A 14,480-nucleotide genomic window follows, 5' to 3' on the forward strand; every position below is an offset into this window, starting at 1 on the left:
GCACTACGCCGCTATCGCGAGCCAGCTCGCTCCTACAGGTCATGCGTTGATCATGTAGGAGCGAGCTGGCTCGCGATAACCCGAGCGGCCAGCATCACTTCCCGCTGGGCAACTCGATCACAAAACTCGTCCGGCCCTGGGCCGATTCACAACGGATCTGCCCGCCATGGGCGCGGATGATCGATTGGGTGATGGCCAGACCCAGGCCTGCGTGTTCGCTGCTGCCTTCATGGCGAGCCGGATCGGCGCGGTAGAAGCGGTCGAACAGGCGGGGCAAGCGTTCGGCCGGGATGCCTTCGCCGGTGTTTTCCACCCGCAGCCATGAAACGCCTTCGATGCTCTCGCCAAGACGCACGCGTACTTCTCCGCCCGTCGGGGTGAAGCGCAGGGCATTGTCCAGCAGGTTGGAGAGGGCACGGCGCAACATGCTCCGGTCGCCGTGGACTTTCGCGGTGCCGTCGCGCCCCAGGGCGATGCCGGCGTCTTCGGCCAGCGGCGTATAGAACTCCAGGAGCATGTCGGTTTCGTCGCTCAGTTCCAGGGCTTCGCGTCTTGGCGTCAGCAGGCCATGGTCGGCCTTGGCCAGGTAGAGCATGTCGTTGACCAGTTGCGCCATCCATTGCAGCTCTTCGAGGTTGCTGTGCAGGGCTTCGCGATAGTCCTCCAGCGGGCGTGGGCGGGTCAGGGTGACCTGGGTGTGGGTCAGCAGGTTCGACAGCGGGGTGCGCAGCTCATGGGCGATGTCCGCCGAGAAGGCGGAAAGGCGCTGGAAGGAGTCGTCCAGGCGCCCGAGCATGGCATTGAAGGCGTGGGCCAGTTCGGCCAGTTCGCCGGGCATCTGTTGTTCCGGCAAGCGCTGGGTCAGGGAGCTGGCCGACACGCCGGCGGCGACCTCGCTCATCCGGCGTAACGGGCGCAGGCCGCTGCGCGCGGCCCAGGCCCCGAGCAGCGCGGTGGCCAGCGCCGAGAGGCCGACCGTCAGCCAGATCAGGTGCTGCATGCGTTGCAGGAAATGCTGATGGTGGGTGATGTCGAGCATCAGGCTCAGCTGGGGCGAATTTGCCTGGCCAGGCTCCAGCGCGGCGCTGTAGACGCGGTAGGCGGTGCCGTCATGTTGCAGGCTGTGCAGACCCGCGGTTTGGGGCGGGAGGTCGGGCAGCACCTGGGCGCTGTCGAACCAGACCGTGCCATCCGCGCCTGTGACCCGCAATGCCAGGTCCGGTTGGTGGCCGAGCTCGTCCTGCAACTGCGCCTTGCGCTCGGCAAAGCGCACTGGATCGCTCGCGCCCTGCAAGGCGCTGCGCATGGCAATCAACTTGCCTTCGAGCAACTGCTGGTCGAGTTCGATGAAGTGCGCCTCGCTGGCGCGGCTGAACAGCACGCCGGCGAGCAACGAAACCACGGCCGTGCAACCGGCGAACAACAGGGCCAGGCGACCGCTCAGGGACAGCCGGCGCATCAGGCTTGGCGCTCTTCGAGCACATAGCCCATGCCGCGTACGGTGTGGATCAGTTTGTTCGGATAATCGTCGTCTATTTTCAGGCGCAGGCGGCGGATCGCCACCTCGATGACGTTGGTGTCGCTGTCGAAATTCATGTCCCAGACCTGGGAGGCGATCAGCGACTTGGGCAACACTTCGCCCTGGCGCCGCAGGAGCATTTCCAGTAGCGAGAATTCCTTGGCCGTGAGGTCGATACGCTGGCCATTGCGTTCGACTCGGCGGCGGATCAGGTCCAGGCGCAGATCCGCCAGTTGCAGGCTGGTTTCCTGCGGCGAGGAACTGCCGCGGCGTAGCAGGCTGCGGACCCGGGCCAGCAGCTCGGAGAAGGCGAATGGCTTGACCAGGTAGTCGTCGGCGCCCAGTTCCAGGCCATGAACCCGGTCCTCCACCGCATCGCGCGCGGTCAAGAACAGCACCGGTATTTCCAGCCCGGCGCTGCGCACGGCTTGCAGGATCTGCCAGCCATCGCGACCAGGCAGCATCACGTCGAGAATCAGCAGGGCGTAGTCGCCGGTCAGCGCCAGGTGCTGGCCAGTGGTGCCGTCGGCCACCAGCTCGGCATTGAAGCCGGCCTCGCTCAGGCCCTGGCGCAGGTATTGTCCGGTTTTGGGTTGGTCTTCGACGATCAGCAGTTTCATGGGCGACTCATGGTGAATGGAACGCGAGCTTTATACCGTGGGCGATAGGTGCATGGCGCAAGCTGACAAAGTTGTAATCTAGCAGTCAGCTGACTGGCAGCGGTGTGGCTTTAGAGTCTTTCTCAAGCTGAACCTTATACTTGTTGGAGCGTGACCATGTTTTTGCCCAAAGCTGTTTTGCCCCGTTCGTTGACCCTGGCGGCGTGCCTGCTGGCATTGAGTGTCCCGGCCTGGGCATCGCCGGCGCAGACTTACGATTTCGGCCAGGCGGCCGAGGCGGCCAAGGCCACGCGTACCGTGGAGGTGGTCATGGGCGATATGTCGTTCAACCCCAAGGTCCTGGATATCAAGGCCGGCGAGACTGTGCGTTTCGTGTTGATCAACAAGGGCCAGTTGCTGCACGAGTTCAACCTGGGCGATGCGGCCATGCACGCCGAGCACCAGCAGGAAATGCTCAAGATGCAGCAGAGCGGAATGCTCACGCCTACGGCCGTTAAAGAAATGCCCACCGGCGCCATGGATCACGCGGCCATGGGGCATGGAGGCATGGCCGGGATGAAACACGACGACCCGAACAGCGTGCTGGTGGAGCCGGGCAAGACCGCCGAATTGACCTGGACCTTCAGCAAGGCCGGCAGTCTTGAGTTCGCCTGCAATATCCCGGGGCACTATCAGGCGGGCATGGTCGGCAAGTTGACTGTCGGCCAGTAAGCGGCTGGGGCTCATAGGCTGCGGCAAAGGCTGATAGAATCGCCTGATTCTTCAGTCAGGTTTCCGCCATGCATCCCGCAGCCGAACATTCGCCGCTGGGCAAGTCCAGTGAATACGTCTCTACCTACACCCCATCCTTGCTGTTTCCGATTCCGCGGGCGGCAAAATGGGCCGAGCTGGGCCTGAGCGCCGACACCCTGCCTTATAAGGGCGTGGACTTCTGGAACTGTTTCGAGCTGTCTTGGCTGCTGCCTTCCGGCAAGCCGGTGGTGGCCATCGCCGAGTTCAGCATTCCGGCGGATTCGCCGAACATCATTGAATCGAAGTCGTTCAAGTTGTACCTCAACTCGCTGAACCAGACGCCGTTCGCGGATCGCCAGAGTCTGGAGGACACCTTGCGTGCCGATCTCTCGGCGGCGGCCGGCAAGCAGGTGGGGGTGCGGATTCGCAGCCTGGGCGAGGTCGAGGCGGAAGGCGTGCTGGCCTTGCCAGGCACTTGCATCGATGAGCTGGATATCAGTGTCAGTAGCTATGAGCACCCGCGGCCGGAATTGCTGCAATGCAACAGGTCGCGGGTCGTGGAGGAGAGCGTGCACAGCCATCTGCTCAAATCCAATTGCCCGGTTACCAGCCAGCCGGACTGGGGCAGTGTGGTGGTGGAGTACCGTGGCCCGGCGCTGGATCACGCCAGCCTGCTGGCCTACCTGGTGAGTTTCCGCCAGCACTCGGACTTCCATGAGCAATGCGTGGAGCGGATTTTCCTCGACCTGCAGCGTCTGCTGCAGCCGGAGAAGCTGACGGTGTATGCGCGTTATGTGCGTCGTGGCGGCCTGGACATCAACCCGTACCGCAGTACCGAAACCGCGAGCTTCGCCAACTTCCGGCTGGTTCGCCAGTAATGAAAAGCCCCGCTCTGGTAGCGGGGCTTTTTTGTCTGTCGGGGGTTAAATTCCCATGTTGCCGAGGGTTTGCACGATGTTGCGCAAGGTGCCGGCAATGGCGGGGTGCTCGAGCTCGAAGCGTTCGACGGCGAGATTGACCCCGTCGGCCAGGCTGCTGTCCTGGGTGGCGTTTTCCAGTTTGAGCTCGAGTTCGATCTGCTGCATCAAGTCCTGCAGGTTGGCGCGTTCGGCTTCCGAAAGCGGCGGGTTCTGCTCCAATTGCTCGCGCAGGGTATTGAGCTGTTCATGCAAGTCGCGGGCAGCCATGGCGTTCTCCCTTCAGTGATAGGCATAGCCATGGACCGCGCCGATTCGCTAAAGGTCCATGTCAGAACCTTAGGGTAATCCACTCCTGGCCAATGTGCATGATCTTGATCAAGTCAGGGTTTTTCACCTTTTAACCGGCGTTGGCCGATGTCGGCCAGGCAGGTCGGCAGCTCGCCCAGGTGGTCGATCACCGAGTGCACGCCAAGGCTGAACAGGTGCAGGGTCGCCTTGCCGCGCTTGAACTCGCGTTCCTGTTGGCTCAAGGCCTGCCATTGCGGCGGGCTCATGCCACAGAGCGAGCCGCAGGATGCCAGGCCGATGGTCCACAGGCCGGCGTTGAGCCCCGATTGCAGCAGGCGCGGTTCACCGCTGACCAGCACGCAGCCATCCAGGCGGTTGACATTCAGGGTCATCAGCGCCTGCCAGCAGGCATCGGGAGCGGGCCAGAGCGAGCCCGTGTTGGCGGAGGAGGCAAGCCAGTCCGGCAGCGAGCTTGCCAGGCGCTGGCTGAGGCTGGCGGGAAGTTCGTCGAGCCAGGCACAGGGCACGCCCTGATGTTGCAGGCTGTGCAGGATGTCGAGGGCGCCATGGGTGGCGTGAGCCTGCTCCTGCACCGGGTGATCTGCGCTGTGCAGGCGCATCCGGGCGCCGAAATCCACCAAGCAACCGCTGAGGCCGAAGAGCACGGCGGTCAAGGTGGGGGCGGATACTGGCAAGGCTTCGGCGTGAGGCATCGTGACGTCCCTGAAATACCCTGCAAGCGTACCGATGGCAGATGACCGTTGGGTGACAGCCCCGTGACTGGGTATATGCAAATGTGGCAGGAAGCGGCAAAGCACTGTGCCAGTGCTGCATAAAAGCGGATATCCGATTTATACTACTGCGCTTACCGCCAGCGCATCGCGCCCGCGACAGTACAATTCAAGGAGTTCTTGCTATGCGCTGGAGCAATCGTCTCGCTCAGTTCATGTGTGCCAGTGTGCTGCTGGTGCCTGTTGTAGCCCACGCTGCGGAAGACGATCCGTGGGAAAGCTTCAACCGCCCGATCTTCACCTTCAACGACACCATCGACACTTATGCGTTGAAACCCCTGGCTCAAGGTTACCAGGCGATAACCCCGCAGTTTCTCGAAGACGGCATTCACAACTTCTTCCGTAACATCGGCGACGTCGGCAACCTGGCCAACGATATCCTGCAAGCCAAACCGCATGCCGCGGCCGTCGACACGGCTCGGTTGTTGATGAACACCACTATCGGCTTGGCGGGTTTCTTCGATGTGAGCACCAAGATGGGCTTGCAGCGTAACGATGAAGACTTCGGCCAGACCCTCGGCTACTGGGGTGTTGGTAGCGGTCCTTATGTGATGTTGCCGTTGCTGGGGCCAAGTACCTTGCGCGATGCGCCGTCCAAGTATGTGGACAGCTTCACCGAACCCTACCGTTATGTGAACGACGTGCCGGTGCGTAACAGCGCGTTTGCCCTGGATATCATCGACACTCGCGCGAGCCTGCTGTCGAGCGAGAAGTTGATCACTGGCGACAAGTACACCTTCATTCGCAATGCGTACCTGCAGAATCGCGAATTCAAGGTCAAGGACGGCAAGGTCGAAGACGATTTTTAAACCTTGAACCTGTCATGAAAAAGGCGGCCCTGGGGCCGCCTTTTTTTGTCGCTATCAGGCTCAGTTCATCTGCAAGATTGTAAGGCCAAGTTTCTGGCCGTCGCCTTCCAGTTCGGTGACCCAGACCACTTCGGTGTCCGCTTCCAGCCCCCTGAGGGCGGCGTGCTCGGAATCGATACGCACGCTGAGCCGGTCGCCGACCTTGAACGATCGCGTGGCCCGAACCTGCATGCCACTGCTGGAAAGGTCGATGCAGATGGCTGGAATCACCTGTCCCTGATGGATCAGAGTGACCTCGGCATCCACCCGCATACGGATGTAATCGCGCTTTTCACTGTAGTCCCGATCGTTTGGGTTCATCGGTTCGATCCTGCGTTTAGGTTGCGGATTTGTCTGTTCTTATAACTCCCGGTGATTTGAGGTGTAAAGACGTCCAGCGACCATCGGCATGAGCTTGAAACGCCCCGCGGATGGGAGTACCGTCTGCGCCTTAGAAGGGCACCTCTGATGGTCGAGCGTGCAGGGCTCCGGGCCCTGGCTCCGTTTCCAGAGTGGCTAGAAAGCGAATCCAGTAGTGTGTTCCAGGCCCGCGCCCGGGCACCTACGCCAACCTAATTCTGGCGCCGTTTGCCCACATGCCAAAAACCAGTGCCACGCTGCTGATAATCGATGACGACGAAGTAGTGCGCGCGAGCCTCGCGGCCTATTTGGAAGACAGTGGCTTCAGCGTCCTGCAGGCCAGTAACGGTCAGCAGGGACTTCAGGTGTTCGAGCAGGAAAAGCCCGACTTGGTGATCTGCGATCTGCGCATGCCGCAGATGGGTGGCCTCGAGCTTATCCGCCAGGTTACCGACATCGAGCCGCAAATCCCGGTCATCGTGGTATCTGGCGCCGGTGTGATGAACGACGCGGTCGAGGCCTTGCGCCTGGGCGCGGCAGATTACCTGATCAAGCCTCTGGAAGACCTGGCGGTACTGGAACACTCGGTACGCCGGGCCCTGGATCGCGCGCGGTTGTTACTGGAAAACCAGCGCTACCGGGAAAAGCTGGAAGCCGCCAACCGCGAGCTCGAAGCCAGCCTGAGCCTGCTGCAGGAAGACCAGAATGCCGGGCGCCAGGTGCAGATGAACATGCTGCCGGTAAGCCCGTGGACCATCGACGAGTTCAAGTTCGCGCACCAGATCATTCCGTCGTTGTACCTGTCAGGCGATTTCGTCGACTACTTCCGCGTCGACGAGCGTCGCGTCGCCTTCTACCTGGCGGATGTTTCCGGGCATGGTGCGTCGTCAGCCTTCGTCACCGTGCTGCTCAAGTTCATGACCACGCGCTTGCTGTTCGAGTCCAAGCGCAACGGCACCTTGCCGGAATTCAAGCCTTCGGAAGTCCTTGGCCATATCAACCGTGGCCTGATCAGCTGTAAGCTGGGCAAACACGTGACAATGGTCGGTGGCGTCATCGACGAGGAGACGGGCTTGTTGACCTATAGCATTGGCGGGCACCTGCCATTGCCTGTGTTGTACACGCCGGACAGTGTGCGTTACCTGGAAGGGCGGGGTCTGCCAGTGGGCTTGTTCAATGAAGCCACCTACGAAGACCATATTCTGGAGCTGCCTCCGAGCTTCAGCTTGACGCTGATGTCGGACGGTATCCTGGACCTTTTGCCGGAACCCACACTCAAAGAAAAAGAAGCCGCCTTGCCCGAACGGGTAAGAACGGCAGGCGGCAGCCTGGATGGTCTGCGGCAGGTTTTTGGATTGGCCACGCTAGGGGAGATGCCGGATGATATCGCCCTGTTGGTGTTGAGCAGGAATCTTTAATGAGTACCGGTAGAATCCAGTTCGCCGAGCAGGACGGCACCTTTGTCCTGAAGTTTGTCGGTGAAGTGCGCCTGACCCTGTGTTCGGCGCTGGATGCGACTATTGAGCGGATCTTTACGGCGCTGAACTTCTCGGCGATCGTGATCGACCTGACCGAAACCCGCAGCATCGACAGCACCACCCTGGGTCTGCTGGCCAAGCTGTCGATCCTGTCGCGGCAGAAGGTCGGCCTGTTGCCGACGGTCGTCACCACCCACGAAGACATCACGCGGCTGCTGCAGTCCATGGGCTTCGATCAGGTGTTCAACATTGTTGACCGGCCGATCCCATGCCCGGAATGCCTGACCGACTTGCCGTCTCAGGACCAGTCGGAAGAAGTGGTGCGGCTCAAGGTGCTGGAGGCGCACAAGATCCTCATGGGCTTGAATGATTCCAACCGCGAGGCGTTCCATGATCTGGTGAACGCCCTGGAGCGTCACTGATCCGATAAGGCAGCAGCGCACAAAAAAGGGCGGACCCGCGAGGGTCCGCCCTTTTTGCGTTGGCGCGGTCGATCAGAGCTTGGCAGTCAGCAGCGCCTCGAGTTTTTCCTGGTCGCGGGCGAACTGACGGATACCTTCGGCCAGTTTCTCGGTGGCCATGGCGTCCTCGTTGGAGGCCCAGCGGAACTGCGTTTCGTTCAGGCTTTGGCGAGCTTCGCCAGCGTGGCCTGGCGCCAGTTTGCGCTCCAGCTTGCCGGTGTCGGCAGCCAGTTTTTCGATCAGGTCCGGGCTGATGGTCAGGCGGTCGCAGCCGGCCAGTTGCTCGATCTGGTTCAGGTTGCGGAAGCTGGCGCCCATAACGACCGTCTTGTAGTCGTTGGCCTTGTAGTAGTTGTAGATGCGGGTTACCGATTGCACGCCCGGATCGTCGGCGCCGGTGTAGTCGGTGCCATTGGCTTTCTTGTACCAGTCGTAGATCCGGCCCACGAACGGCGAGATCAGGAACACGCCGGCCTCGGCGCAGGCGATTGCCTGGGCGAAGGAGAACAGCAGGGTCAGGTTGGTCTGGATGCCTTCGCGTTCCAGCTGCTCGGCGGCGCGGATGCCTTCCCAGGTAGAGGCAATCTTGATCAGCACGCGCTCGCGGCCGATGCCGGCCTTGTCGTACAGCTCGATCAGGCGATGGGCGCGCTTGAGCATGGCGTCGGTGTCGAACGACAGGCGGGCGTCCACTTCGGTGGAGATGCGCCCCGGGATCACTTTCAGGATTTCCTTGCCCACCGCGACGCCAAACCGGTCGCTGGCCAGGCCGATATCGCCCTTGACGTCGCTGACGCTGGCGTTCAGCAGTTCGGCGTAACCGGGAATGGCCGCGGCCTTGAGCAGCAGGGAAGGGTTGGTCGTAGCGTCTACCGGCTTGACCCGGGCGATAGCGTCGAAGTCGCCGGTGTCGGCAACCACGGTGGTGAATTGCTTGAGTTGTTCCAGCTTGGAAGTCATGGGAGTGCTCTGTCCTGTGGGTCTGTTGACATTACCCGAGCGCAGACAGCCGCTCAAGGGCGCGAATACGTAAGCGGATGCCGAAACGGGCCCCAAGGGTAACAACCTGAAAACAGGCGTTTGAATGCTGGGGCGCTATCCGTTTACTACGATGCCAAAAGATCCGTCAGGTTCAACCCGCGCGACCGCTAGCGGCCTTCGAGCAACTGCCCTGCCTGATCCAGCAGCGCCAGCGGATCCTTGGCCTTGTGGATGTCCACCGAGAGCAGTTGGCGGAACTTGCGTGCCCCCGGAAAACCGGTGCCCAGCCCCAATATGTGGCGAGTGATATGGTGCATGGCACCGCCTGTGGCCAGGTGCTGGGCAATGTAAGGTCGCAACTGCGCCAGCGCTTCGGCCCGGGAGATCACCGGCGCCGCGCTGCCGAACAGTTGTTGGTCCACCTCGGCCAGCAGATAGGGGTTGTGATAGGCCTCTCGGCCCAGCATCACGCCGTCGAAGGCCTGCAAATGCTCGTGGCAGGCCTCCAGGGTCTTGATGCCGCCGTTGAGGATGATCTCCAGCTCCGGGAAATCCGCCTTCAGTCGCGCCGCCACGTCATAACGCAACGGAGGAATGTCGCGGTTTTCCTTCGGCGACAACCCCTCGAGAATCGCGATCCGCGCATGCACGGTAAAGCTGGTGCAGCCGGCGTCGCGCACCTGGCCGACGAAGTCGCACAGCTCTTCATAGCTGTCGCGGCCATTGATGCCGATCCGATGCTTGACCGTCACTGGAATGCTCACCGCATCGCGCATCGCCTTCACGCAATTGGCCACCAGCCCCGGATGCCCCATCAGGCAGGCGCCGATCATATTGTTCTGCACCCGATCGCTCGGGCAGCCAACGTTGAGGTTCACCTCGTCGTAACCATGCTCCTGGGCCATCCGCGCGCACGCCGCCAGATCCGCCGGCGTACTACCGCCCAGTTGCAGCGCCAAGGGATGCTCGGCTTCGTCGTGACGCAGGAAACGCTCGTGATCGCCATTGAGCAGCGCGCCGGTGGTGACCATCTCGGTGTAGAGCAGGGCGTGCCTGGACAGCAGGCGCAGGAAGAAGCGGCAGTGGCGGTCCGTCCAATCCATCATCGGCGCCACGGAGAAGCGGCGAGACGGCTCGGAGCGGGAGTGGCTAGTGTTTACGGGCGCTTCAGGTTTTTCGAAGTTCATTGGTACTGATCTTTTATACAGCGGATTTTACCCATTTTTCCTTGTTTTTCGAGGGCGGTTGCTACAATGTAGCAAGCGAATTCGGCAATGTAGCAACTGGAAATGGGCACGATCACATCACGCAAGCGCAAGGACAACTCGACGGCATACACGGCGCAGATACGGATCAATCGGGACGGGCGGACAGTTTATCAGGAAAGCCAAACCTTCGACCGCAAGCAGGTCGCTCAGGCCTGGATCAAGCGCCGGGAGACAGAGTTGGCTGAGCCCGGCGCCATCGATCGCGCCAACCGCAAGGGTGTGACGGTCAGGAAGATGATTGAGCAGTACCTGGACGAGTACGCGAAGATTCGGCCGCTGGGCAAAACCAAGAACGCGACGCTGAACGCAATCAAGGATACCTGGCTGGGCGATCTCGACGATTCGGCGCTCACCAGTCAGAAGCTGGTGGAGTTTGCTCAGTGGCGGATGGGCCAGGAAGGTGGTGGTGTGCAGGCACAGACGGTCGGTAACGACTTGTCGCACTTGGGAGCGGTGTTGTCCGTGGCGCGGCCAGCGTGGGGCTATGAGGTGGACCCCCTGGCTATGCCTGACGCCCGTAAGGTATTGCGCAAGCTCGGCATGGTCAGCAAAAGCAAGGAGCGCAACCGCCGGCCAACGCTGGCAGAGCTGGACAAGCTCATGGTGCATTTCTTCGAGATGCAGGCGCGCCGCAAAGCTCAAATTGATATGCCGAAGATGATTGCCTTTGCAATCTTCTCGACGCGCCGGCAGGAAGAAATTACGCGGATCCGCTGGGATGACCTCGATGAGTCTCGGCAGGCCGTCCTAGTGCGTGATATGAAGAACCCTGGGCAGAAGATTGGCAATGATGTGTGGTGTTATCTACCTGATGAGGCCTGGGCTATCCTGCACAGCATGCCCAAGGCAGAGAGGGAGATCTTTCCTTATAACGCAAAGTCGGTGTCAGCGTCTTTTACGCGGGCGTGCCCGATGCTTGGGATTGAAGACCTGCATTTCCATGATCTGCGACACGAAGGGGTGAGCCGGCTCTTTGAAATGGACTGGGACATTCCAAGGGTATCGAGTGTTTCTGGCCATCGCGACTGGAATTCATTGAGGCGTTACACTCACCTGCGCGGCCGAGGAAATGGTTACGCTGGTTGGAAATGGTTGAAGCAAATTTTGTGCGCCTAGGAGCGGCTGGTATATGCAGGATTGGCTGATTAAGTTATTCGGTGGAATGTCTACAAAAAAAAGTGCGGGAATTGCATTTTTTACGGTTTTATTGACGGTTTCATCATGGCGCGTTTTGGCTTTTCACTTAACAGAGCAGGGCCTTAAAGAAGAGCTGTTGCCTTATTTTATTTTGGCTTTTTGGTTTGCATTCTCTTTTCTGTTGGTCGAGTTTTTAATTTGGTTGTATGGCTGTGCTCAAAGTCGAATTAAAAAATCGAAGTCCGATGAGGTGATTAAACAGCAAGTTCTGGAGCGCTCGGCGAGAGTTAGGAGTGTACTTAAGGTTCTGCCTAGCAAGCAAATGGATGTCCTAAAAGCATTGCTTAAAGAAGATTTGATTTTGAACTCGCTGAGCAGCAATGTTTACACATTGTTTGATGAGGGTTTCATTTCGCCGATACACAGAACGGGAGCTGGAGAGAGTATTTATAGGATAGATGGAGTTGTACGGGATGAGTTGAGATTGTACCTCGAGCGTTGTTGGAGTGAAGCTTTTGAAAGTTTCGCTGATAGAATTTCTATCGCTCATCATGGCGCACTGGAATTATTTTTTTGCTCGTCGATTCCGTATGGAACCACTGAGAGCTCTTCGATGATGCCAAATGATGTTTACACTGCTTTGAGTGACCTCGTGCGGCTTGGGTACCTTCACTCTACTCGCCAAGTAAAGCGGCGCGGCTCCATCGATGATGAAGGATTCGAAGAATTTACGATTGATGAGAAGTTTAAAGAAGCTATAGTTAACCGAGCGTTGTTCTCTGATATTTCCCGCACTAGCATCCGATTAAATTGGGCATTTGTGCTTGGGTCGGCTTCATCGGGTGGAGGTGCCTAAGCGGTGGGAGCTGATCGAGGCTTAATTAGCCTCGACCGAGAAGAGCGCGAGCTTCTTATGCTGCTCTGCCCATGAGTTGATTTTGTTCTTTTAGGGCCTTTTCTCGCTGCCTGTCAATGTAGTCGGCTAGGTCTCTTATATGGATTCCAAGACCTGCTTTTTGGCTGTCGGCACCTAAGCGCACAACTGGCACATCAATTTCACCGTCCAGCCTTTTGCGTTTGAATTTCTCTACAGTGAGATTCATATAGTCCGCGCACACTCGATCAAGTGGAATAACAGCTTGGCCATCGTACTGCGCCATAAGTAGGAACAAGGTATTCATTGCTGTACCTCTTGTGTCGATGTGCTCAGTGCAATGGCTAGCGGCCGTACCCAAATCGATACGTTGCTGATGGCTTGCTGACCAACGAGTGCGGCGTGCTTCCACGCTCTACGCTCCCATGCGGCGAAGCCAGCCTGGTACGCGTAATGCTCACGGGCGAACGAGTCGGATGTCTTCGCATCTGGTGCGGCAATGTACGTTCCTCGCTGGGCGCAGTACTGCAGTCCCTCGGGGACTGGAAACTCTTTTTCGAACTTGATGCGCTCGTCGAATTGGATCTCATCAATGGCTGCTTGTGATGGGCTTTCGGAGTTGCTGTCAGGGTGCATATACCCCACAACAGGCTGCGCGGGCGGGCGTTCCTGAGCGATCAGCGTTGCATCAGCACTGGCTGCCTCGCGCAGCTTTTCTTGGGGTATACGCGCCTCGGCAGTGGCGCTGATAGGGTCAATAATGCCTGCTGCTGCGCAGCAGAGACTCTTTGTTTTCTGCGCGTCGATGCATACCTGTTTGCGGAGCAAAGCAGGGCGGGTGGCGTCGCAATCCTGAGCGCGCGCGTGCCCGCTTTCCTCCGAGGTCGAGAGCTGCGTCGATCCCTGTCCGACGGCGCGGGCATGTCCGGTGCATGGCGCAGGATCGAAGAGCAAGCCGGGGTGATGGGCCTGATTCATGCTGCGGCCTCCTGTTCGGTGGGTTTCAGGAGGTCGGCGAGGGCGAGGGCTTCGTTACGCAGGCGGTGTGCATCGCGCTCGAGCTTCTTGCCCGTCTTGAAGGCGCTCCAGGTCTCGGCGGCAATGCGCAGGCTTTCAGCGATCTGCAATAGGGTGTGGCGGTGCTGCTCCTGCAGTGAGGTTGCATCCTTCAGCCGCTTAGCGTGCGCGGCCAGGTGTCGGTGGTCGTTACGCAGGAATTCCAGGGACGCTTCCAGTCGCTGGATGGTCGACTCGTGCTCGAGGTCGCTGGCAATGCGGCCTCGGACGCGGCCCTCTTGGCGGCCAAACCAGTAGGCATAGGCAAACAGCCCGATAACGAACGCGCAGATGGCGGCGAGGGCGATGACCTGTTGGGTGGTCATGGGTCTTACTCCTTGTGGTGTGCGGGCCGGTGGTGGCGGCCGTGCGTTGGGGGTTACTCGTTTGCTTCGGCTTGTGCGCGGGGCATGTCTTCATCCGCCTTGTAGGCTCGGATATCGATCAACGCGGCAACATGTCGGATGTGCACGTACTTCGGTGCCTTGCGGCTGTTGTCCAGGGTCGTAACGGGTATTTCGATGCGGCCGCTGGTGATCTCTGCCGCAAATGACTCCTTGTTGAGATTGCGGAAATACTGCTCGCGCAGCTTTTCAAGGGGGATCAACACGTCACCGAAGGTTCGGTAGAGCAGCTCGACGGTGGATGAGTCCGGTGCGGGGTGCAGTCGCAGTGGTGCTTGGCTGTTATTGCTCATGGCTCTGTTGGGCCTCCTTGCGTTTGTGGCGGGCTGGGTGGTTCCAGGCATTCAGGCAATGGCGCTTGGTCAATTCCCGCAGATGTTCTGGTACCTCAAGGAGCGCGGCATTGCGCTCCTCTCGGGTACTCAGGGCTATGATCTGACGGGCGTACTCCCTAGGCCACGTCACGGCGGTCTGCCGGGATCGTCGGCATCTCAAGGCCCAACAGCTCGGCGAGCCAGGGCATGCCGGCCTGCTTCACTCGGGTGGACTGGCTGTATTGCATGCCCAGTTCCGGGTGCCACCACTGGCCGTTCTTAGTCCCCAGGTACTCACGGTCGCGGGTGGGGTAAGCCGGCAGCTTTTTGTCGTTGATCAGATCTTTCTCGCGCATGAGCTTGATCAGCGTTGGGCGGGTGATGCCGAAGTACTTGGCGGTCTTTGCCAGGTCGCGCTCCATGGTTAAC

19 protein-coding genes are annotated in these 14,480 nt (G+C 59.7%); 7 read left to right on the top strand and 12 right to left on the bottom strand.

From position 1 onward, the window contains the following. Nucleotides 1–94 precede the first annotated feature (94 nt). Together BTN82_RS09395 and BTN82_RS09400 are read right to left on the bottom strand one after the other, a co-directional pair. Nucleotides 95–1,459 (bottom strand): heavy metal sensor histidine kinase, encoded by a 1,365-nt coding sequence (locus tag BTN82_RS09395; RefSeq protein WP_075118854.1) that lies wholly within the window; start codon nt 1,457–1,459, stop codon nt 95–97. Further along, nucleotides 1,459–2,139, bottom strand: a complete 681-nt coding sequence (locus tag BTN82_RS09400) for a heavy metal response regulator transcription factor (protein ID WP_075118855.1) — start codon at nt 2,137–2,139, stop codon at nt 1,459–1,461. The genes BTN82_RS09395 and BTN82_RS09400 overlap by 1 nt, the downstream gene beginning before the upstream one ends. Before the next feature lie 156 nt (nt 2,140–2,295). On the opposite strand from BTN82_RS09400, the gene BTN82_RS09405 reads away from it, so the two are divergent. Together BTN82_RS09405 and queF are read left to right on the top strand one after the other, a co-directional pair. After that, nucleotides 2,296–2,850: a plastocyanin/azurin family copper-binding protein gene (locus tag BTN82_RS09405; protein WP_075118856.1), complete on the top strand. Its 555-nt coding sequence runs from the start codon at nt 2,296–2,298 to the stop codon at nt 2,848–2,850. Between the two features lie 68 nt (nt 2,851–2,918). Further along, entirely contained in the window at nt 2,919–3,749 is an 831-nt protein-coding gene (gene queF, locus BTN82_RS09410) for an NADPH-dependent 7-cyano-7-deazaguanine reductase QueF (RefSeq protein ID WP_075118857.1), read from the top strand. 45 nt (nt 3,750–3,794) lie between these two features. On the opposite strand, the gene BTN82_RS09415 is transcribed toward queF, so the two are convergent. Next, nucleotides 3,795–4,058, bottom strand: a complete 264-nt coding sequence (locus BTN82_RS09415) for a DUF4404 family protein (RefSeq protein WP_075118858.1) — start codon at nt 4,056–4,058, stop codon at nt 3,795–3,797. Nucleotides 4,059–4,171: 113 nt separating this feature from the next. Then, the gene (locus tag BTN82_RS09420) at nt 4,172–4,792 is read right to left on the bottom strand and encodes a phosphatase (RefSeq protein ID WP_075118859.1); all 621 of its coding nucleotides are present in this window, start codon (nt 4,790–4,792) and stop codon (nt 4,172–4,174) included. 203 nt (nt 4,793–4,995) lie between these two features. On the opposite strand from BTN82_RS09420, the gene BTN82_RS09425 reads away from it, so the two are divergent. After that, on the top strand, nt 4,996–5,679 hold the full coding sequence (locus BTN82_RS09425) for a VacJ family lipoprotein (protein ID WP_075118860.1): 684 nt from the start codon (nt 4,996–4,998) through the stop codon (nt 5,677–5,679). Nucleotides 5,680–5,739: 60 nt separating this feature from the next. On the opposite strand, the gene BTN82_RS09430 is transcribed toward BTN82_RS09425, so the two are convergent. Next, nucleotides 5,740–6,039 (bottom strand): PilZ domain-containing protein, encoded by a 300-nt coding sequence (locus tag BTN82_RS09430; RefSeq protein WP_075118861.1) that lies wholly within the window; start codon nt 6,037–6,039, stop codon nt 5,740–5,742. A 275-nt stretch (nt 6,040–6,314) separates the two neighbouring features. Between BTN82_RS09430 and rssB the strand changes: the two genes are divergently transcribed. Then, nucleotides 6,315–7,496, top strand: a complete 1,182-nt coding sequence (gene rssB / locus BTN82_RS09440; protein ID WP_075118862.1) for a two-component system response regulator RssB — start codon at nt 6,315–6,317, stop codon at nt 7,494–7,496. Next, entirely contained in the window at nt 7,496–7,978 is a 483-nt protein-coding gene (rssC, locus tag BTN82_RS09445) for an anti-sigma factor antagonist RssC (protein ID WP_025804200.1), read from the top strand. Before rssB ends, rssC begins: the two co-directional genes overlap by 1 nt. Nucleotides 7,979–8,050: 72 nt before the next feature. On the opposite strand, the gene tal is transcribed toward rssC, so the two are convergent. Both tal and dusA read right to left on the bottom strand, forming a co-directional pair. Continuing rightward, nucleotides 8,051–8,977 (bottom strand): transaldolase, encoded by a 927-nt coding sequence (tal, locus tag BTN82_RS09450; protein ID WP_075118863.1) that lies wholly within the window; start codon nt 8,975–8,977, stop codon nt 8,051–8,053. 188 nt (nt 8,978–9,165) lie between these two features. After that, complete coding sequence (dusA, locus tag BTN82_RS09455; protein WP_075118864.1) at nt 9,166–10,185, bottom strand: tRNA dihydrouridine(20/20a) synthase DusA; 1,020 nt, start codon at nt 10,183–10,185, stop codon at nt 9,166–9,168. 102 nt (nt 10,186–10,287) lie between these two features. Here dusA and BTN82_RS09460 point away from each other — a divergent pair, with 102 nt between their 5' ends. After that, nucleotides 10,288–11,382, top strand: coding sequence for a site-specific integrase (locus BTN82_RS09460; protein ID WP_075118865.1), 1,095 nt, complete (start codon nt 10,288–10,290; stop codon nt 11,380–11,382). A 13-nt stretch (nt 11,383–11,395) separates the two neighbouring features. Next, on the top strand, nt 11,396–12,259 hold the full coding sequence (locus tag BTN82_RS30970) for a hypothetical protein (protein ID WP_148169483.1): 864 nt from the start codon (nt 11,396–11,398) through the stop codon (nt 12,257–12,259). A gap of 55 nt (nt 12,260–12,314) precedes the next feature. Here the strand turns inward: BTN82_RS30970 and BTN82_RS09465 are convergent, their stop codons facing one another. From BTN82_RS09465 to BTN82_RS09490, 5 genes are all read right to left on the bottom strand, one after another. Further along, nucleotides 12,315–12,584 carry a pyocin activator PrtN family protein gene (locus BTN82_RS09465; protein WP_075118866.1) on the bottom strand — a complete coding sequence of 90 codons (270 nt, stop codon included), beginning with the start codon at nt 12,582–12,584 and terminating at the stop codon, nt 12,315–12,317. Further along, the gene (locus BTN82_RS31480; protein WP_261792945.1) at nt 12,581–13,255 is read right to left on the bottom strand and encodes a hypothetical protein; all 675 of its coding nucleotides are present in this window, start codon (nt 13,253–13,255) and stop codon (nt 12,581–12,583) included. The genes BTN82_RS09465 and BTN82_RS31480 overlap by 4 nt, the downstream gene beginning before the upstream one ends. Beyond that, nucleotides 13,252–13,659 (bottom strand): hypothetical protein, encoded by a 408-nt coding sequence (locus BTN82_RS09475; RefSeq protein WP_075118867.1) that lies wholly within the window; start codon nt 13,657–13,659, stop codon nt 13,252–13,254. Before BTN82_RS09475 ends, BTN82_RS31480 begins: the two co-directional genes overlap by 4 nt. A gap of 53 nt (nt 13,660–13,712) precedes the next feature. After that, a complete protein-coding gene (locus BTN82_RS09480) occupies nt 13,713–14,030 on the bottom strand; it encodes a pyocin activator PrtN family protein (RefSeq protein ID WP_075118868.1) in 318 nt (105 codons plus the stop codon). A gap of 158 nt (nt 14,031–14,188) precedes the next feature. Beyond that, the gene (locus BTN82_RS09490; RefSeq protein ID WP_075118870.1) at nt 14,189–14,473 is read right to left on the bottom strand and encodes a phage antirepressor KilAC domain-containing protein; all 285 of its coding nucleotides are present in this window, start codon (nt 14,471–14,473) and stop codon (nt 14,189–14,191) included. Nucleotides 14,474–14,480 lie beyond the last annotated feature (7 nt).

This window comes from Pseudomonas chlororaphis, from assembly GCF_001921865.1.
Classification (GTDB): domain Bacteria; phylum Pseudomonadota; class Gammaproteobacteria; order Pseudomonadales; family Pseudomonadaceae; genus Aquipseudomonas; species Aquipseudomonas chlororaphis_D.